This window comes from Polaromonas sp. (assembly GCF_016185115.1).
GTDB lineage: Bacteria > Pseudomonadota > Gammaproteobacteria > Burkholderiales > Burkholderiaceae_C > Polaromonas.
In genome coordinates this window covers 39,881-57,681 of record NZ_JACPOF010000030.1, presented here as the reverse complement: position 1 = coordinate 57,681, position 17,801 = coordinate 39,881, and the positions used below count along the sequence as shown (strand labels likewise).

Below are 17,801 nucleotides of genomic sequence, written 5' to 3'. Positions count from 1 at the left end.
ATTGGTCGGTGTTATTCGAGAACCCAGTTGATGGGCACGTTGAACCACATCTCTTCAGGCATGCCGTTACGTTTGCCGGGCACGTAGCGCCAGCGCATCACGGTGGTCATGGCGGCCTGGTCGAGCCGGTCGTATCCACTGGATTTCGCAATCTCGGCTTTTTGCGGCGATCCATCGATGCCAATGAGCACACGAATAATCGATTTACCCTGCTCGTTCATCCTGCGGCTGATGGGCGGATAGGGCGGCTTGGGGTTCTGAAGGTAACTCGCGTCGCTGGACGGCAATTGCATCGAAGGCGCGGCGGGTGGTGCTGCAGGAGCGGGGGCCGGTGGTGTGGGGGGCGCCGGCGGCGCAGGCGTGGTGACACCGACGGGCGCATTTGGCGCGGGCGTCGGGTCGGCAACCGCGATTGGCATGGGCGGCGGCACCGATGTTTTTACAACAGGTTTTTTGACGGGTTCTGGCGGCTTGGGCGGAACCGGCTCAACCTTGGGCGCAGGCGGCTCTATGAACTGTGTGAGCACTTCCGCCGGAATAATGATTTCAGCCGCCCGGATCAGCAGCCCGCTTTGAAGGGCCCAGATGAATGCGACGTGCAAGCCGACAACACCGAGGGCGATGGTGACATTGCGGCTTAACAGCGGAGCTTTGGCGGCAGTTTTTTCCTTGATGACAAGCCCGGGCGGCAGGCCAAGCGAGGGCATGCCGGTAGGTGATGGATGTGCGGGGGCGTTCATGGGCGGGAATTAAGGGAAAGCATGTCACGGCAGTGTGCCGTGTGCGCTGGAAAATGGTGACTTATTGTTCGTCAGCGTCTGAAAACCCACCACGCCGACCCCACCACCAGTATCAGGCTGACGGGGAGAGCTGCGAAAAAGGTTGTAGTGTTTGCCATGTGCTGCCTTCCAGGAGATTGCTGGCGAGCTTGATGTTGGCTGTAGGGCAGCTTGCGCTGCATTGGGCCACCACATCCCTGGCGCAACCTTCGCACTGCCCGCACTGGGTGGCAACACCCAGTTCGAATTGAATCTCGTCAAAACCCATGCCGGCACGTGCGTGACGGGCGATTTCGCGGTCGGAGATTCGGTGGCAGACGCAGACGATCATTTGGATTGGCTTGCTGGTTGAATGATTTAATTCAGTGAAGCAATTATAAATGCGAATCTATCGCATTTGCAATCACTTTAAAGCCCTTGCTTTGAGCAATGGCTTGGCACAGCGGGAAACCGGCACGGATCTCTGGCGTGTCATCAACTGTGAAAACCAAAAAAGGGCCCTTTATGGCCCTTTTTGTCTCTGTCTGCTTTTCCGGCTTGTACCGGCTCTAAATCTCTATTCCAGCTCGCCCATCTGGCTCTGCAGGTAGTTCTGGATGCCGACCTTGTTGATCAGCTCCAGCTGGGTTTCCAGAAAGTCGATGTGCTCTTCGGTGTCGTCGAGGATGCCCTGGAGCAGGTCGCGTGACACGTAGTCACGGACAAGCTCGCAATGCGCCATACCGGCCTTGATGGTTTCCTGTGCGCCCATTTCGGCTTTCAGGTCACAGCCCATGGCTTCGGGCACGTTCTCGCCGATCATCAGCTTGCCCAGGTCCTGCAGGTTGGGCAGGCCGTCCAGCATGAAAATGCGGTCCATGAGTTTGTCGGCGTGCTTCATCTCGCCTATGGATTCTGCGTATTCCTTCTTCGCCAGCTTGTCCAGACCCCAGTGCTTGTACATGCGGTAGTGCAGGAAGTACTGGTTGATGGCTGTTAGCTCGTTCTTGAGCTGGGCCTGGAGATGGGAGATGACTTGAGCGTCGCCTTTCATGGCTGGTCCTTGATTGTTATTTGCAACTCCGCATTGTCTGTTGCAAGGCGGTTGAACTCAAGTATTTCCGTTCTTTCAGGTTTTGTTGCGTGTGAGTGTGATAACTGTTCGTATTGGCTGATTGGCGCGGGCGGTTGCTCGGGCCATCAAACAGCACGGGCCACCCTTGCGGATGACCCGTACACAAGACCCTCATGGTTTGAAGGGCTCAGGCCGGCGCAGACGTGCGGATCAGGTGATCGAAAGCGCTCAGCGCGGCTTTGGCGCCGTCGCCGGCCGCAATGATGATCTGCTTGAACGGCGTCGTCGTCGCATCGCCCGCTGCAAACACGCCGGGCACCGAGGTCTGGCCGCGGGGGTCGACCACGATTTCACCGTGCTTTGACAACTCGACCACACCCTTGAGCCAGTCGGTGTTGGGCACCAGGCCTATCTGTATGAACACACCTTCCAGCTCGACGGTCTTCAGCTCGCCGCTGGCGCGGTCCTTGTAGACCAGACCGTTGACCTTCTGGTCACCGGTGATCTCGGTCGTTTGCGCGTTGGTGATCACCGTCACATTCGTCAGGCTGTTGAGCTTGCGCTGCAGCACGGCGTCAGCGCGCAGGGCAGTGTCGAACTCGATCAGCGTGACATGGCCGACCAGGCCCGCCAGGTCAATGGCCGCTTCAACACCGGAGTTGCCGCCGCCAATCACCGCCACGCGTTTGCCCTTGAACAGGGGGCCGTCGCAATGCGGGCAATAGGCGACACCCTTGTTCTTGAACTCATGTTCGCCGGGGACGTTGATGTTCTTCCAGCGTGCGCCGGTCGAGATGACGACCGATTTGCTTTTCAGCGTCGCGCCGCTTTCAAGCCTGATCTCTATCAGGTCGTTGCCCGGGCCGGTGTTGGGTACCAGCGCCTTCGCACGCTGCAGGTTCATGATGTCCACGTCGTAGGCGCGCACATGTTCTTCGAGTGCGACGGCAAACCTGGGGCCATCGGTTTCCTTGACGGAGATGAAGTTCTCGATGCCCATGGTGTCCAGCACCTGGCCGCCGAAGCGCTCGCATGCGACACCTGTGCGTATGCCCTTGCGCGCCGCATACACGGCCGCCGCAGCGCCTGCGGGGCCACCGCCGACGATCAGTACGTCGAACGGGTCCTTGGCATCGATCTTTTTGGCTTCGCGTTCAACGCCGCTGGTGTCGATCTTGGCCAGGATCTCTTCCAGGCTCATGCGGCCGTTGCCAAACATGGTGCCGTTCAGGAACACCGTGGGCACGCCCATGATCTCGCGTTCTTTCACCTCCTCCTGGAAGGTGCCGCCTTCGATCATGGTGGTCTTGATGCGCGGGTTCTGTACCGCCATCACGTTCAGCGCCTGCACCACGTCCGGGCAGTTGTGGCAGGTCAGCGAGACATACACCTCAAATTCGAAATCGCCATCAAGCGCGCGAATCTGCTGCAGGATTTCTTCCTCGACCTTGGGCGGGTAGCCGCCAATCTGCAGCAGCGCCAGGATCAGCGAGGTGAACTCATGCCCCATGGGCAGGCCGGCAAAACGCGGGCCGTGATTTTCACCGGGGCGGTTGATCGAGAAAGACGGCTTGCGGTGGGTGTCGTTGCGGCTTGTCGTCAGCGTGACCAATGGCGACGATTCGGCCACGTCTTTGAGCAGCGACAACACTTCGCCCGATGCCTCGCTGTCGTCCAGTGAAGCAACGATTTCGATGGGCGCCGTGGCGCGTTCGAGATAGCTTTTCAGTTGGGCTTTGGTGGCAGCGTCGAGCATGACAGACTCACTTTCAATATCAGTTGGAAACAAAAAAGCCCGGGCAACACACTTGTGTGTGCAATGCCCGGGCCTTCTTCAGGAAGGGGAAGGCAGGGCGTTTAGATCTTGCCGACTAGGTCGATCGAAGGGGCGATGGTCTTGGCGCCTTCGTTCCACTTGGCTGGGCAGACCTGGCCAGGGTGGGCTGCGGTGTACTGGGCAGCCTTCAGCTTGCGCAGGGTTTCTTTCACGTCGCGTGCGATTTCGTTGGAATGCACTTCAGCCGTCTTGATCACGCCTTCAGGGTTGATCACAAAGGTGCCGCGCAGAGCCAGGCCTTCTTCAGGGATGTACACGTCAAATGCCTTGGTCAGCACATGGGTAGGGTCGCCGACCAGCGGGAACTTGGCCTTGCCAACGGCTGGGGAGGTCTCATGCCAGACCTTGTGCGAGAAGTGCGTGTCGGTGGTGACGATGTAAACCTCTGCACCGGCCTTCTGGAATTCCGCGTAGTTGTCGGCAGCGTCTTCGACTTCGGTCGGGCAGTTGAAGGTGAACGCAGCCGGCATGAAGATCAGGACAGACCACTTGCCCTTGAGCGTTTCGTCAGACACGGTGACGAACTTGCCATTGTGGAAAGCCTCGGTTTTGAACTGCTGGACCTGTGTGTTGATCAGTGATGACATGCTTTGGATTCCTTCAGAAGGGTGGTTGAAACGTTTCGAATTGATAGTTTAACACTTTTAATTGATAAATATCGATAGTAATTTACTATTAAAAGTGTTGGCGGCACCTATTCGGCGATAGGCTTGCATGAGTGGGGCGCCATATTCACAACCCGACCGAACGGGTCACGATCCCGGGCATCAGCTGCCTTGCTGTGATCGCATTGAGAGTGTTTTGCCGATCAAAACTACAGACGAAAGCAACAATGAAAGGCCGGTCAGGACTTCAAACCAGATGGTCAAATTTGTTGCAAGCGTGTGCTCGGAACACAGCGCCAATGTGTAGTGAGCCAATCCGTCTATGCCAAGGGCTCCGTATGCCGCAAGCAGCACCAGGCCCAGGATTTTCAACTTTGCCCTGTACGCAAGCAGGCCTGCAAGCCCGACGCTCACCCCTGCGACCCAGGCCAGGTAAATCTTCTCCCGGGTGAACGAGGTCGGCATGCCTGGGTAGTACGCGATGTACTCGGCGTTGTGCGTGAAGTGCAAAAGGTTGGCCGCAAAGAAAATGAGGAGCAGGATCTGAATATGCCTTGGAAGGGTTGTCTGGGCCATAGCGAGCATTCTCTGCTGCCTGACCTTCAGCTTGAGCGAGTGGTTGGGCTGCATTTTTGGGGTGCGTGGGTTCGACACATTGAATGAGTCTGCCCTCTGCTTTGGTGCTGGCATTAATCAGCCGCGTAGGTTCGTTCGGTTGCATTTCAAGTGAAGTAGAGCTGATAGAGAAGCAAGCTGATCACGGCAAACGCAACGGCCATATAGGTGCTCACGAAGAGCAACATGTCTCGTCTGGAAAGCATCACCGACTTGAAACGGTAGATTCGCTTCTTGCATTCCGGGCATCGGCCACGCCTTCTCAGATCTTCCCCCCAGATTGTGTACACCTGCGCGAAACAGTACGGACAGACTTGTGCTGCCTTTACGCGCTCAAGTTGGTTGACGGGCTGAACAAATGGGCTCTTCAAGGCGGAGAGCTTTGGCGTAGGTGTTGGCTACATGGCCGAACGTTTGAGTTAGACATCAGTGCGCTGGAACTTGAGGCCTGCATGAGGATGCGCACTCTCTCGGCTAATCTGGTACGTTTTCTCGACCGATTTGCCAAGCCCGTCGGTAAACGTGAGGACAAGCAGTGAATTGCCTGCTTCTAGCGGCGTTGGGTGTTCTACCCGTACCGTGTAGCTGGCTCCCTTCCCGAACAGCGGATAGGACATGATTTCTCGCCAGCCTATTTCGAGAAGGTTGATCCTTGCAGAGAATGCTGTCGCGTCATGACCAGTATTGCTGATGGTGATGCCGTAGGTGGATTGGCCATCTCCACGGAATGATCCGCCACCCCCAAGCACAGAGAACTTGGGTTCTGAGAGGTCTTCTCTGAGGCGCCTCTCAAAAGCTAGTGCTTCGCGCTCGCTTTCTACCTGCTGTCGCGACACCTCGACTAACTCGCGCTGTTGCTGCACCGAGTTTTTAAGTTCTTCCGCTTGTAGGCGAAGGGCATCTGTGCTGAGGCGGAGTTCATCTCCTTCTGCAGGTAGCCAAGTACGAGCCAGAGGAAGGCTAGCGGGGCGAAGGAGCCGGCCAGAAAGTCGCCCCATTCATTTGGACTCATCTTGGCGAGCGCGGCCGGGTCTCTGACGGCCAAGTAGACGATTGCCACTATCCAGCACAGCGAGATGACCGCTCCGAGTCGTGTACGAAGTGAACTCATATCTGATGTCTAACGTTGAAGCTGAGCCGCGAGCGGCGGCCTGCCGACGCGATTCGGCTCGAGCGGCCGGTTAGGTTTCCAGCATGCTCCACTCATTTCGTGCCTAGCCAGGTAATCACCTCCTTGGTCAAGCTCAGCACTGAGGCAATGAATGCCAAAACAGAGGATGCCTCCATCCAGGGAAACTTGGGAACCTTGGGATCAGCCTCCTGGACGATCTGAATCCTCTTTGCAGGGCGGAAGAAGCGCCAGAGCGTACGCAGTGTTGGTATGACTCCGGACAACATAAAACCAACGGCAGCGTAGGCATAGTTGACGCCGCCATACTTCAACCAAACGGCGAAGACTGCGGCGGCAAGAACCATTAACGGTGTTTGCAGAATTTCTACGAGTTGATAAGTCCGGATAAATGATTGCTTCCAACCGCGCAACGAAATTTCATAAAGCTCAAGCAGGTGGCGAGCTTCCTCGAAGACGGCCTTCCCCCAACCGGTTTTGATGTCAGAGACGCTCAAAGCGACGTGATTGCCGCGAAATTCGATATGCAACTCGCAGCTTTCCGTTGGGCTTGCAGTAAGTAGCATTTCGACTTGCAAGTGTTCAAGTTCCGACAACGAATGTTCGTCCAAAACTTTCCAAGATTCCGGCCCCTCAAGGTTCGTGATCTTGCCGTGGCTGATCGCCTGGGCTTTGATTTTCCTATCCGTAGTAATCAGTCCCGGCCGGAACTCCTTGAGTGCATCAACAAGTGCTCTGAAGGTTCCCCGGGATATGGTGCGAGGTGGATAGGTCTGGAATTGCTGAGTGCGAACAAATGTCATGAGTACTTTGGAAACCTAACATAATTTATACCGCAAAGCCTGCGGTATAAAAATGGCAGTGCAATATAACGTGGTCATCAAAATCCTCCCTGATGCCGCATGCCTGCTGGCGTTGTGAAAAATTTCGTACAGATTTATACAGGTATAAAAAATCCGCGAAACCCCGCAGATTTGCAATCCAGTTTCGCATACCAGCCCGTGTCAGGGCAAGGCGGTTTGCCTCATTCAGGCAGGCAGGGCAATCACCAGCGCAGACTCATCGACCATCGCAGTCACCACGGCCTTGGCTTTGATACCGCTGCCAGCCTCTGCAAATCCGACCAGTTGCAGGCCGGCGTCCAGTTGCAGCGAGACCTCATCACCGCTGGCGCCGCGGCTGATGCGTTGGGCTACACCGCCGAGTTTTTGTTTGCCTGCTGTCGATGCGGTCACGCTACCGGGGCGCACCATGACTGCGGTTGCCTTGCAGAGTGCCAGAACTGACTGGCCTTTTTTCAAACCCATCAGTTCGGCGCTGGCTTTGGTGACGCGGGACACCAGCACGCTGCCACCAGCGAGTTTTAAAAACACCCGTACCACCTGGCCTTTGACTTCGAGCTTTTCGACCACGCACGGCAGCTGGTTGCGCATGCTTGTGCGTACGCCGATGTAGGGCAGTGCCGGAGTGGCCAGTGCCGATGACCCTCTGGATGCAGCCGCCAGTACGTCCGCGCGCGAATCGGTGAGCTTTCTTGCGAGTGACAGCAGTTGCATGCCTGCCTGCGTGATCTTTGCACCGCCGCCGCCCGAGCCGCCCACTGCGCGCTCGACCAGCATCACGCCGGCCAGGTTGGTCAAAGTGTCTATGGCTTGCCAGGCCGCCTTGTAGCTGACGCCGGCATGGCGCGCGGCCTGCGAGATGGAGCCACTCTCGCCAACCAGCCGCAGGATGTCTATGCGCTTGTCGGCGGGTTCGTGGCTGAGGGCGCTGTCAAACGAAAGGGCTGCAGGGGCGATTTTTTTGGGTGGCATGGCTGGCTCGTGTTTGTCTAAATGCTGGGCTGAGAACGAGATAAACGGGGAGGCGCTATTCTAAAATAGAATAGCGAAAACTGGCCTTTCCGGAGACCCCATGTATTTTCTGCGCCCCGCGCGTTTGATCTCTGCCTTGCTGCTTTCTCTATTGTCTTTTGCCAGTGCATGGGCTGATGAAGTGCAGGTCGCCGTAGCTGCCAACTTCACCGCGCCAATGAAACGTATCGCCGCTGATTTCGAGAAAGACACCGGGCATAAAGCCACGCTGGCTTTTGGCGCAACCGCCCGCTTCTATGCGCAGATCATCAGTGGCGCGCCGTTTGAGGTTTTCCTGGCCGCTGATGACGAGACGCCGGCAAAGCTTGAGAAAGAGGGCGGCGCCGTCAACGGCAGCCGCTTTACTTACGCCACCGGCAAGCTGGTGCTCTGGTCGGCGCAGCCCGGGGTGGTTGATGCGCAGGGCGAGGTGCTGAAGAAAAACGCTTTCTCCAAAATTGCCATTGCCGCTCCCAAGCTGGCACCTTATGGCGCTGCTGCCGTTGAGACGATGACCAAACTGGGTCTGATGGCCACGCTGGAACGCAAGCTCGTTATAGGTGAAAGCATTGGGCAGGCCTTCAGTTTCATTTCGACCGGCAATGCCGAGCTGGGCTTTGTGGCCCTGTCGCAGGTGTATGAAGACGGCAGGATCAAAAGCGGCTCGGCTTGGATAGTCCCCGAAAACCTGCACAGCCCGATTCGCCAGGATGCGGTGCTGCTGGCCAGGGGCAAGGACAACAAGGCGGCCGTGGCGCTGATGGCTTACCTCAAGACCGACAAGGCCAAAACGGTCATCAGGTCGTTCGGCTACCAGAGTGGCAATTGATAAACCACCGGATATGACTTCTATGGGCTTTTTCCCTGTCATCCCGGACTTGAGGAGCCTGCCCCGGGCCACGACCCGGGGGGATCCATCCCCGCTTCGTTCACGATGGATTGCGGATCAAGTCCGCAATGACAGCCAGGGAAAATCGGTACTTCTTGTTGATACTTTCGGATTGCGGTACTAGCACATGGACCAGGCAGGTTTGCAGGCGATCTGGCTCACGGTCAGGCTGGCCACCAGCACAACGCTGGTGCTGCTGCTTGTCGGCACACCGCTGGCCTGGTGGCTGGCGCGCACACGGTCGTGGGTGAAAGGCCCGGTGAGTGCGGTGGTCGCCTTGCCCCTGATACTGCCACCCGTGGTGCTGGGCTTCTATTTGCTGGTGCTGATGGGGCCGCAGGGGCCGGTGGGCCAGCTCACGCAGTCACTGGGCTGGGGGCTGTTGCCGTTCAGTTTTGCCGGGCTGGTGATTGGTTCGGTGCTGTATTCGATGCCCTTTGTCGTGCAGCCCCTGCAAAACGCGTTTGAAGCCATAGGCGAGCGGCCGCTTGAAGTGGCGGCCACCTTGCGAGCTTCGCCGTTCGACACATTCCTCACCGTTGTCTTCCCGCTGGCACGGCCGGCCTACCTCACGGCCGCCGTGATGGGCTTTGCGCACACGGTTGGCGAATTCGGCATCGTGCTCATGCTGGGCGGCAACATTCCCGGCAAGACGCGGGTGATGTCTGTGCAGATCTACGACCACGTCGAAGCGCTTGAATACACACAGGCACACTGGCTGGCAGGTGGGTTGATGCTGTTCTCCTTTGTCGTGCTGCTGGCGCTGTACATCCTGCAGCCCACGGGCAGGCGGCGCGGGCGAGTGCGGGGCGAGGCATGATGGGCATCACAGCGTCATTCAGCCAGCGCAATGGCGACTTTTCGCTTGATGTGGCCCTTAGCCTGCCAGGCCGTGGCGTAACGGCCATCTATGGACCATCAGGCTCGGGCAAGACCACCTTGCTGCGCTGTATTGCGGGGCTGGAGCGTTCGGGTGGCGGCTTTCTTTCAGTGAACGGTGAGGTCTGGCAGGACGACAAGGCTGGCGTCTTTGTGCCGGTACATCAGCGTCCGCTGGGTTATGTGTTCCAGGAGGCCAGCCTGTTCGCCCACCTCGATGTGCAGGGCAATCTTGACTATGGCCTCAAACGAGTGCCTGCGGCCAAAAGGCGTGTGCCTCTTGACCAGGCGATTGAGTTACTCGGCATAGGCCAGCTGCTCAATCGCCGCAGCGACACCCTGTCGGGCGGAGAGCGACAGCGTGTGGCCATTGCCCGTGCGCTGGCCACCAGCCCCAGCCTGCTGCTGATGGACGAGCCGCTGGCCTCGCTCGACGTTCAGCGCAAGGCTGAAATCCTGCCTTACCTTGAGCGCCTGCATGACGAGCTCGACATGCCGGTGCTGTATGTGAGCCATTCGCCCGATGAGGTCGCCCGGCTGGCCGACCACCTGGTGCTGCTGGCCGACGGCAAGCTGCTGGCTGCCGGCCCCGCGCGCGAGTTGATGACACGCATGGACCTGCCCATGGCCCACGGCGACAGCGCCGCAGCCATCATCGACGCCACCGTCAGCGGGCTTGAGCCGCAATACCACCTCAGCCACGCCGACTTTGCCGGCGGACGCATCAGCCTGCTGAACCCGAAATTGCAGGTCGGCCAGCGAGTGCGGGTGCGCATTCAGGCGCGGGGTGTCAGCTTGACCCTGGCGCGGCAGGATGGCAGCAGTGTGCTCAACGTCTTTGCCGCCGTGGTCAGCGGCCTGTCGCCAGACAACCCCGGCCAGGTCATGGTCAGCCTGGATGCAGGCGGCAGCACCTTGCTGGCGCGTGTGAGCCAAAAATCCGCCGATGCGCTGGGCCTGTCGCCCGGCAAGGCGGTTTTTGCCCAGGTCAAGGGTGTTGCGGTGCTGGGTTGATGGGCCGGTGGGCAGCCTGATTGCTATTAATTCAGTAGCTGCTCACGTACGTATCTATTGGCCTGCAGCCGATTTGATGCCCTTAAAAGCCCCATTTCTGTTGTTTTTGATGCTTTGTGGCGACCTGATTCGGGTCTGCAAGCCCAAAAGTTAATATGCAAGTTAACTTTCGGCCATTTTTTAACATGTACGTTAAAAAATGGCCGTATTTACTTCAGGCGCGGCAAAAAGCGCCTTCAGTAAACCAGCCGCTCAGGCCTGATCTCCTGCAGGATGGTGGTCGCAATCTCTTCAATCGACTTGGTGGTGGTCGACAGCCAGCGAATGCCTTCGCGGCGCATCATGGCTTCGGCCTCATGGATTTCGTCGCGGCAATTGGCCAGGCTGGCGTATTTGGAGTTGGGCCGGCGCTCGTTGCGGATCTGGGCCAGGCGCTCCGCCGCAATCGTCAGGCCGAAAATCTTCTTGCGGTGCGGCACCAGCGCAGGCGGCAACTGGCGGCGCTCGAAGTCTTCAGGAATCAGCGGGTAGTTCGACGCCTTCAGGCCGTACTGCATGGCCAGGTAAAGCGATGTCGGCGTCTTGCCGCTGCGGCTCACGCCTACCAATATCACGTCAGAGCCTTCCAGGTCACGGTTGCTCTGGCCGTCGTCATGGGCCAGCGAGAAGTTGATCGCCTCGATGCGGTCGTCGTATTCCTTGCTTTTTGAGGCATCAGAGAAACGCCCCACGCGGTGGTTGGACTTCAGGCCCAGTTCGCTCTCCAGCGGCGCGACGAACATGCCGAACATGTCCAGCAGCATGCCGTTGCAATGGGTCTTGATGACGGCCAGGATTTCCATGTTCACCAGCGTGGTGAAGACGATGGGGCGTTTGCCTTCGACTTCACCGGTGTGGTTGATCTGGCGTATCGCCTGGTGCGCCTTGTCCACGCTGTCGATAAAGGGCAGCCGCACATGGCGGGGTGTCATCTCGAACTGGGCCAGGATGGCGTTGCCAAAGGTTTCGGCGGTAATGCCGGTGCCGTCAGAGATGAAAAACACGGTGCGGTTGGACATGGCGATGGGGCCTGTGGCTGTAAGACGGCAAAAAGGACGTAAAAACTGACCGCACGGCAAGTGCGCCAGCCCTCTACAATTGGCGCAATTATCCAGATTTGTCACACCATGTCCCGCCCTAACCCCTTCAAAGAACAACAAGGTTGCACGCCGCACGTGGTGGATTCGCCGGTTTTTAAACCTCCCGGAGTATTTTCATGTCCAACCTGTTTGAGGCGACCGCCCTGGTCGTACCGTTTGAAAACCTGAGAATGACAGATGTCGAGGCAGTAGGCGGTAAAAACGCCAGCCTCGGCGAGATGATCTCGCAACTGCCCACCGGACCCAAGGGCGTGCGGGTTCCCACCGGATTCGCGACGACGGCCCATGCATTCAGGGCCTTCCTGGCCCACGACGGCCTGGACAAAAAAATCAATGCAGTGCTTGACGCACTGAACACCGACGACGTGCGAGCGCTGGCCGAAGCCGGCGGCAAGATTCGCGCGATGGTCGAGTCGCAGCCTTTCCCGGCTGATCTTGAAAAGGCCGTCCGCGAAAGTTTTGCAACCCTCTGCGGCAGTAACGCCCAGGCCAGCTTCGCCGTGCGTTCATCCGCCACGGCTGAGGATTTGCCAGACGCATCCTTCGCAGGCCAGCAGGAAACCTTCCTCAACGTGGTCGGTATTGAAGACGTGCTGCACAAGATGAAAGAGGTGTTCGCCTCTCTCTACAACGACCGCGCCATCAGCTACCGCGTGCACCAGGGTTTTGCGCATTCCGACGTGGCCCTGTCTGCAGGTATCCAGCGCATGGTGCGCAGCGACAAGGGCGCCGCCGGCGTGATGTTCACCATAGACACCGAAAGCGGTTTTGAAGATGTGGTGTTCATCACCTCCAGCTACGGCCTGGGCGAAACCGTGGTGCAGGGCGCCGTCAACCCGGACGAGTTCTATGTGCACAAGCCCATCCTGAAGGCAGGCAAGCGCGCCGTTATTCGCCGCAATCTGGGCAGCAAGCTGCTGCAGATGGAGTTCACCTCCGCAGACGAGAAAAAAGCCGGTGGCAAGCTGGTCAAGACGACCGACGTGCCGACCGAACTGCGCAATCGCTATTCGCTGACCGATGATGACGTCGAGCAACTCGCCCGTTACGCCCTCATCATTGAAGAGCATTACGGCCGCCCCATGGACATCGAGTGGGGCAAGGACGGCATAGACGGCGAGCTTTACATCCTGCAGGCGCGCCCCGAGACGGTGAAGAGCCAGTCCAAGGGCAAGGCCGAGCTGCGTTACAAACTCAAGGCCAACCAGGGCAAGGGCACCGTGCTGGCAGAAGGCCGCGCCATCGGCCAGAAGATTGGCACCGGCCCGGTCCGCATCGTGCACGACATCAAGGACATGGATCAGGTTCAGGCCGGCGATATCCTGGTGACCGACATGACAGACCCCAACTGGGAGCCCGTCATGAAGCGCGCCAGTGCCATCGTCACCAACCGCGGTGGCCGCACCTGCCACGCCGCCATCATTGCGCGTGAACTCGGCATCCCGGCCGTGGTTGGTTGCGGCAACGCGACCGAGACGCTGAAGGACGGCATGCTGGTCACGGTGAGCTGCGCTGAGGGCGATACCGGCAACATCTATGACGGCCTGCTGGAGACCGAAGTCACCGAAGTGCAGCGCGGCGAAATGCCGCCCGTCGACGTCAAGATCATGATGAACGTGGGCAATCCGCAGCTGGCGTTTGACTTCTGCCAGATCCCGAATGAAGGCGTGGGCCTGGCGCGGCTTGAGTTCATCATCAACAACAACATCGGCGTGCACCCCAAGGCCATCCTCGACTACCCCAATGTCGATGCCGACCTGAAGAAGGCCGTCGAAAGCGTGGCGCGCGGCCATGCCTCACCGCGTGCTTTTTACGTCGACAAGGTCGCCGAAGGTATTGCCACCATCGGTGCGGCCTTCTGGCCCAAGTCGGTCATCGTGCGTTTGTCCGACTTCAAGTCCAATGAATACCGCAAACTGATTGGCGGCTCACGCTACGAGCCGGAAGAAGAAAACCCGATGCTGGGCTTCCGCGGCGCGGCACGTTACCTGAGCGCAGACTTTGCCGAAGCGTTTGCGATGGAGTGCGAAGCGCTCAAACGCGTGCGCAACGACATGGGCCTGACCAACGTTGAGGTGATGGTGCCTTTTGTGCGCACCCTGGGCCAGGCCAAGGCCGTGACCGAACTGCTCGCGCAACACGGCCTCAAGCGCGGCCAGGACGGCCTGCGCATCATCATGATGTGCGAGATCCCGAGCAACGCCGTGCTGGCCGAGCGCTTCCTTGAATATTTCGACGGTTTCTCGATTGGCTCCAACGACCTGACGCAGCTCACGCTGGGTCTTGACCGCGATTCCGGCCTGGAGATTCTGGCCAAGGACTTCGATGAGCGCGACCCTGCCGTTCAGGCATTGCTGACCATGGCGATCACGGCCTGCAAGAAGCAGGGCAAGTACGTCGGCATCTGCGGCCAGGGCCCCAGCGACCACCCCGACTTTGCGATCTGGCTGAAAGAGCAGGGCATTGGCTCCATCTCGCTGAACCCCGATACGGTCATCGATACCTGGAAGCGTCTGGCAAGCTGAAAGCCTGCGTCGCCCTACCTGAGGGAAAACCCCGGGTGAGCAGGGCGTGGCAACAGCGCTAATTTGAAAGCCCTCCGATGACAATCGGGGGGCTTTCTTTTTTACCCATGCTCACCGTCGTTGTCCTCATCAAACTGATTGCAGAAATCGCCTTGTTCGCCCTTGTGGCGCAAGCGGTGGTTGGTGTGATGGCGGGTGCGGACCGGGCAAACAACCCGGTGTATCGGCTGCTGCAGCTCATTGGCCGCCCCTGGGTTCGCGCCGCACGCTGGGTGTCGCCACGTGTGGTGCTCGACCGCCATATGCCCCTGGTCGCCTTCTTTGGATTGCTGGTTTTGTGGTGCGCAGCCGTTGTTGCCAAGGTCAGCATTTGCCTGCAGATAGGCGTGGCCCTGTGCAAATGAACAGGGCCGTGCGTTACGCATTTCTCAAACTCAAGGCGCGAACACTGCTGGTGTTTGTGCAGCCTAAAGCGGCACAGCGTGCTTTTGAAAGTATGCTGTGCATCAGGCCGCACGATGCGTACGCGCTTGCCAGTTGCGGGCATTTGTACGCGGCACAAAACAGCTTGCCCGCGGCCATAGATTGCCTGCAACGGCTTGTCGAAACCTCGCCACACGCCGCCTCGGGCTGGTTCAATCTAGGTTATTTGCTACAAAAGTCTGGCGAGCACTCCGAAGCAGAAACTGCCTTCAGGAAAGCCGTGGCGCTGGATGAGCGCATGGACCGCGCCTGGTACGGACTGGGCCTCGCGCTGATGCACGCGCAGCAGTTTGACGAAGCTGTGGTTACGCTCAAAACGGCAACAGTGTTGCAGCCCATGAGTCCGCATGCCTGGTATCGCCTCGCCCAGGCGTGGGCGTCCCTGGGCCAGGGCGATGAGGTGCACAAAGTTCTTTTGCACCTCAGGCAGTTTGAGCCGAAAGTCGCTGCGCAGCTGGAGCGACAGACGCTTGCCTTGTCTCCCCTAACCGTGGCGCCCCATGCCGCACCCTGAAACCACCGCCACCCATCGCAGCTATTGGCGCAAGAACCGCATAGTCATCGCGGTGTTGCTGATGATCTGGTTCATCGTCACCTTTGGCGTGAGCTACTTTGCCCGCGCGCTGAACTTCAGATTCTTCGGCTGGCCCTTCAGCTTCTGGATGGGGGCGCAGGGCGCCTTGCTGGTGTACTGCCTGCTGATAGGCTTTTACGCCTGGTACATGAACCGCCTCGATATCGAGCATGGCGTGGAAGAGGAGGAAGACTGATGGCAGGCTTCTTTGGTACGCGCGACGGCATCAAGATGTCCAGCCCCCAGTTTCGCGCGCAGCTCAACCGCGTCTACAGCTGGTACACCGCAGGCTTCGTGCTTTTTGTGCTGGCGCTCGCGCTTGCAGAGCGCATGGGCCTGCCGCGCCTGTGGATTGGCTTTACCTTCCTGATGGCCACCATCGGGCTTTACGCCGGCATTGGCGTCATGAGCCGCACGACAGAGGCATCCGAGTATTACGTTGCCGGCCGCCGCGTGCCCGCCGTGTACAACGGTATGGCCACTGGCGCCGACTGGATGTCGGCCGCATCCTTTATCGGCCTGGCAGGCACGCTTTACCTCACGGGCTACAGCGGCCTGGCCTTCATCATGGGCTGGACGGGTGGTTACTGCCTGGTGGCGCTGGTGCTGGCGCCTTACCTGCGCAAGTTCGGCCAGTACACGATTCCTGATTTTCTGGGTGAACGTTATGAAGGGCACCTGCCGCGTTTCATCGGCCTGGGCGCGGCCATCCTGTGTTCCTTCACCTACCTTGTCGCGCAGATTTACGGCGTGGGGTTGATCACGTCCTACCTGACCGGCATCGCTTTCGAGCTGGGCATCTTTCTGGGCCTGGGCGGCATCCTGGTGTGCTCTTTTCTGGGTGGCATGCGTGCAGTGACATGGACGCAGGTGGCTCAGTACATCATCCTTGTCGTGGCCTACCTGATCCCTGTGGTGTGGCTGTCCGTCAAGCAGACCAATGTGCCGGTGCCGCAACTCATTTACGGGTTTCAGCTCGAGAAGGTCACCGCCAAGGAAAAGGAAATCACCCTGGACCCGAAAGAGCAGCAGGTGAGGGCGCTGTTCCAGCAGCGTTCGGAAGCCCTGGCCGAAAAGCTGAAGCACCCCACGCAGTCACTGGCCCAGGACAAGGCTGCAGCCATCCGCAAGATGGACGAGCTTAAGGGCGGCAATGCATCGGTCGCCGCGATTTCAAGTGCCGGCAAACTCATGGCCAACATGCCCAAGGACGAAGCCGCCGCCGTCAAGGCATGGACAGAAGCCAAGCGCACGGCCGACATCAAGACCCAGCCGCTCAATGGCATGCCGCCGCACGCAGCCCAGTTCTCGGGTGACCCCGATGGCACGCCTAAAGAACAGGCGCTGTACGACACCTCCCGCCGCAACTTTCTGGCGCTGGTGTTCTGCCTCATGGTGGGCACGGCGGCCTTGCCACACATACTCATGCGCTACTACACCGTGCCCAGCGTGCGGCAGGCGCGGCAGTCTGTCACGTGGTCGCTGTTTTTTATCGTCTTGCTGTACTTCACGGCGCCCGCGCTCGCCGTGCTGGTCAAGTACGAAGTCTTCACCAATCTCGTCGGCATGCAGGTTGACCAGTTGCCGGCATGGGTCAGTTCATGGAACAGGGTGGACCCCGCCCTGCTGTCGGTGGTGGACATCAACAAGGACAACATCCTGCAGCTCAACGAGCTCACCATCAGCGGCGACATCATCGTGCTGCTCACCCCCGAGCTTTCTGGCCTGCCTTATGTTGTGTCAGGCCTGGTAGCGGCCGGCGGGCTGGCTGCCGCGCTGTCTACGGCCGATGGCCTGCTGCTGACGATCTCCAATGCACTGGGGCATGACCTCTATTACAAGATGATCGACCCGAACGCCTCCACGGTGAGCCGGGTCACGGTGTCGAAAATCCTGCTGCTCATCGTCGCCTTGCTGGCTGCCTACGTGGCGGCACAAAAGCCGGCCGACATCCTTTTTCTGGTTTCTGCAGCGTTTTCGTTCGCGGCGGCCTCGTTCTTCCCCGCGCTCAGCCTGGGCATTTTCTGGAAACGCGCCACAGGCATCGCCGCCGCCCTGGGCATGATGTCGGGTTTGGGTATTACTTTCTTCTACATGTTGGTTAACCAGCCCTGGCTACGCTCGACTTTCGGTATTACAAGACCGGTGCAGCTCTGGTGGGGCATAGATCCCATATCGGCCGGCGTTTTCGGCGTGCCTGTGGGCTTCGCCGTGATCATCCTCGTCAGCCTGGTCACGCCCAAACCCGGCCAGAAGTCGCAGGATCTGGTCGAGTACATCCGGTATCCTGATTTAAAAAGCCTCTAAACGCTGCCCGGATTCGGACACGGGCGGGGGAATCCAGGCCTTAAGCAGAGCGAGGTCTTCGCAAGCAGGGTCCGCGGAACCGGCTTCGCCGGGCCGCAGGAGCAGCGGCCCCCTCGGGG

The 17,801-nt window shown here is 59.0% G+C and carries 18 protein-coding genes; 8 read left to right on the top strand and 10 right to left on the bottom strand.

From position 1 onward, the window contains the following. Nucleotides 1-11: 11 nt before the first annotated feature. The 9 genes from HYX42_RS21245 to HYX42_RS21205 form a co-directional block, all read right to left on the bottom strand. Nucleotides 12-740 (bottom strand): TonB family protein, encoded by a 729-nt coding sequence (locus HYX42_RS21245; protein WP_366931172.1) that lies wholly within the window; start codon nucleotides 738-740, stop codon nucleotides 12-14. A gap of 112 nt (nucleotides 741-852) precedes the next feature. Next, on the bottom strand, nucleotides 853-1,110 hold the full coding sequence (locus tag HYX42_RS21240; protein WP_293406963.1) for a (2Fe-2S)-binding protein: 258 nt from the start codon (nucleotides 1,108-1,110) through the stop codon (nucleotides 853-855). Between the two features lie 225 nt (nucleotides 1,111-1,335). Then, entirely contained in the window at nucleotides 1,336-1,812 is a 477-nt protein-coding gene (gene bfr, locus HYX42_RS21235; protein WP_293406961.1) for a bacterioferritin, read from the bottom strand. Between the two features lie 208 nt (nucleotides 1,813-2,020). Next, nucleotides 2,021-3,589 (bottom strand): alkyl hydroperoxide reductase subunit F, encoded by a 1,569-nt coding sequence (gene ahpF / locus HYX42_RS21230; RefSeq protein ID WP_293406959.1) that lies wholly within the window; start codon nucleotides 3,587-3,589, stop codon nucleotides 2,021-2,023. Between the two features lie 101 nt (nucleotides 3,590-3,690). Continuing rightward, nucleotides 3,691-4,257: an alkyl hydroperoxide reductase subunit C gene (gene ahpC, locus HYX42_RS21225; protein WP_293406957.1), complete on the bottom strand. Its 567-nt coding sequence runs from the start codon at nucleotides 4,255-4,257 to the stop codon at nucleotides 3,691-3,693. Nucleotides 4,258-4,437: 180 nt separating this feature from the next. Then, nucleotides 4,438-4,905, bottom strand: a complete 468-nt coding sequence (locus HYX42_RS21220; protein WP_293406955.1) for a hypothetical protein — start codon at nucleotides 4,903-4,905, stop codon at nucleotides 4,438-4,440. A gap of 404 nt (nucleotides 4,906-5,309) precedes the next feature. Continuing rightward, nucleotides 5,310-5,753: a hypothetical protein gene (locus tag HYX42_RS21215; protein WP_293406953.1), complete on the bottom strand. Its 444-nt coding sequence runs from the start codon at nucleotides 5,751-5,753 to the stop codon at nucleotides 5,310-5,312. Between the two features lie 340 nt (nucleotides 5,754-6,093). Continuing rightward, the gene (locus tag HYX42_RS21210; RefSeq protein ID WP_293406951.1) at nucleotides 6,094-6,822 is read right to left on the bottom strand and encodes a hypothetical protein; all 729 of its coding nucleotides are present in this window, start codon (nucleotides 6,820-6,822) and stop codon (nucleotides 6,094-6,096) included. Nucleotides 6,823-7,047: 225 nt separating this feature from the next. Next, nucleotides 7,048-7,833, bottom strand: coding sequence for a TOBE domain-containing protein (locus HYX42_RS21205; protein ID WP_293406949.1), 786 nt, complete (start codon nucleotides 7,831-7,833; stop codon nucleotides 7,048-7,050). A gap of 100 nt (nucleotides 7,834-7,933) precedes the next feature. Between HYX42_RS21205 and modA the strand changes: the two genes are divergently transcribed. The 3 genes from modA to modC all read left to right on the top strand — a co-directional run bounded on the left by modA (nucleotide 7,934) and on the right by modC (nucleotide 10,654). Further along, nucleotides 7,934-8,701: a molybdate ABC transporter substrate-binding protein gene (modA, locus tag HYX42_RS21200; protein ID WP_293406947.1), complete on the top strand. Its 768-nt coding sequence runs from the start codon at nucleotides 7,934-7,936 to the stop codon at nucleotides 8,699-8,701. Nucleotides 8,702-8,888: 187 nt separating this feature from the next. Next, a complete protein-coding gene (modB, locus tag HYX42_RS21195; RefSeq protein ID WP_293406945.1) occupies nucleotides 8,889-9,581 on the top strand; it encodes a molybdate ABC transporter permease subunit in 693 nt (230 codons plus the stop codon). Beyond that, on the top strand, nucleotides 9,578-10,654 hold the full coding sequence (gene modC, locus HYX42_RS21190; RefSeq protein WP_293406943.1) for a molybdenum ABC transporter ATP-binding protein: 1,077 nt from the start codon (nucleotides 9,578-9,580) through the stop codon (nucleotides 10,652-10,654). The genes modB and modC overlap by 4 nt, the downstream gene beginning before the upstream one ends. Before the next feature lie 236 nt (nucleotides 10,655-10,890). On the opposite strand, the gene HYX42_RS21185 is transcribed toward modC, so the two are convergent. Next, complete coding sequence (locus HYX42_RS21185) at nucleotides 10,891-11,712, bottom strand: pyruvate, water dikinase regulatory protein (RefSeq protein ID WP_293406940.1); 822 nt, start codon at nucleotides 11,710-11,712, stop codon at nucleotides 10,891-10,893. Between the two features lie 197 nt (nucleotides 11,713-11,909). Between HYX42_RS21185 and ppsA the strand changes: the two genes are divergently transcribed. From ppsA to HYX42_RS21160, 5 genes are all read left to right on the top strand, one after another. Next, the gene (gene ppsA / locus HYX42_RS21180) at nucleotides 11,910-14,318 is read left to right on the top strand and encodes a phosphoenolpyruvate synthase (protein WP_293406937.1); all 2,409 of its coding nucleotides are present in this window, start codon (nucleotides 11,910-11,912) and stop codon (nucleotides 14,316-14,318) included. A gap of 107 nt (nucleotides 14,319-14,425) precedes the next feature. Beyond that, complete coding sequence (locus HYX42_RS21175; protein ID WP_293406936.1) at nucleotides 14,426-14,722, top strand: hypothetical protein; 297 nt, start codon at nucleotides 14,426-14,428, stop codon at nucleotides 14,720-14,722. Next, entirely contained in the window at nucleotides 14,719-15,315 is a 597-nt protein-coding gene (locus HYX42_RS21170; protein WP_293407719.1) for a tetratricopeptide repeat protein, read from the top strand. The genes HYX42_RS21175 and HYX42_RS21170 overlap by 4 nt, the downstream gene beginning before the upstream one ends. After that, on the top strand, nucleotides 15,302-15,571 hold the full coding sequence (locus HYX42_RS21165) for a DUF4212 domain-containing protein (protein WP_293406934.1): 270 nt from the start codon (nucleotides 15,302-15,304) through the stop codon (nucleotides 15,569-15,571). Before HYX42_RS21170 ends, HYX42_RS21165 begins: the two co-directional genes overlap by 14 nt. Further along, nucleotides 15,571-17,682: a sodium:solute symporter family protein gene (locus HYX42_RS21160; protein WP_293406932.1), complete on the top strand. Its 2,112-nt coding sequence runs from the start codon at nucleotides 15,571-15,573 to the stop codon at nucleotides 17,680-17,682. Before HYX42_RS21165 ends, HYX42_RS21160 begins: the two co-directional genes overlap by 1 nt. Nucleotides 17,683-17,801: the final 119 nt, after the last annotated feature.

What these genes read in the sequence shown, in the direction of transcription:
- HYX42_RS21205 (WP_293406949.1), bottom strand. Translation starts at nt 7,833, where the DNA reads ATGCCACCCAAAAAAATCGCCCCTGCAGCCCTTTCGTTTGACAGCGCC.
- ahpC (WP_293406957.1), bottom strand. Translation starts at nt 4,257, where the DNA reads ATGTCATCACTGATCAACACACAGGTCCAGCAGTTCAAAACCGAGGCT.
- modB (WP_293406945.1), top strand. Translation starts at nt 8,889, where the DNA reads ATGGACCAGGCAGGTTTGCAGGCGATCTGGCTCACGGTCAGGCTGGCC.
- modA (WP_293406947.1), top strand. Translation starts at nt 7,934, where the DNA reads ATGTATTTTCTGCGCCCCGCGCGTTTGATCTCTGCCTTGCTGCTTTCT.
- HYX42_RS21210 (WP_293406951.1), bottom strand. Translation starts at nt 6,822, where the DNA reads ATGACATTTGTTCGCACTCAGCAATTCCAGACCTATCCACCTCGCACC.
- HYX42_RS21245 (WP_366931172.1), bottom strand. Translation starts at nt 740, where the DNA reads ATGAACGCCCCCGCACATCCATCACCTACCGGCATGCCCTCGCTTGGC.
- HYX42_RS21160 (WP_293406932.1), top strand. Translation starts at nt 15,571, where the DNA reads ATGGCAGGCTTCTTTGGTACGCGCGACGGCATCAAGATGTCCAGCCCC.
- modC (WP_293406943.1), top strand. Translation starts at nt 9,578, where the DNA reads ATGATGGGCATCACAGCGTCATTCAGCCAGCGCAATGGCGACTTTTCG.
- ppsA (WP_293406937.1), top strand. Translation starts at nt 11,910, where the DNA reads ATGTCCAACCTGTTTGAGGCGACCGCCCTGGTCGTACCGTTTGAAAAC.
- HYX42_RS21185 (WP_293406940.1), bottom strand. Translation starts at nt 11,712, where the DNA reads ATGTCCAACCGCACCGTGTTTTTCATCTCTGACGGCACCGGCATTACC.
- HYX42_RS21240 (WP_293406963.1), bottom strand. Translation starts at nt 1,110, where the DNA reads ATGATCGTCTGCGTCTGCCACCGAATCTCCGACCGCGAAATCGCCCGT.
- HYX42_RS21175 (WP_293406936.1), top strand. Translation starts at nt 14,426, where the DNA reads ATGCTCACCGTCGTTGTCCTCATCAAACTGATTGCAGAAATCGCCTTG.
- HYX42_RS21220 (WP_293406955.1), bottom strand. Translation starts at nt 4,905, where the DNA reads ATGCAGCCCAACCACTCGCTCAAGCTGAAGGTCAGGCAGCAGAGAATG.
- ahpF (WP_293406959.1), bottom strand. Translation starts at nt 3,589, where the DNA reads ATGCTCGACGCTGCCACCAAAGCCCAACTGAAAAGCTATCTCGAACGC.
- HYX42_RS21165 (WP_293406934.1), top strand. Translation starts at nt 15,302, where the DNA reads ATGCCGCACCCTGAAACCACCGCCACCCATCGCAGCTATTGGCGCAAG.
- bfr (WP_293406961.1), bottom strand. Translation starts at nt 1,812, where the DNA reads ATGAAAGGCGACGCTCAAGTCATCTCCCATCTCCAGGCCCAGCTCAAG.
- HYX42_RS21170 (WP_293407719.1), top strand. Translation starts at nt 14,719, where the DNA reads ATGAACAGGGCCGTGCGTTACGCATTTCTCAAACTCAAGGCGCGAACA.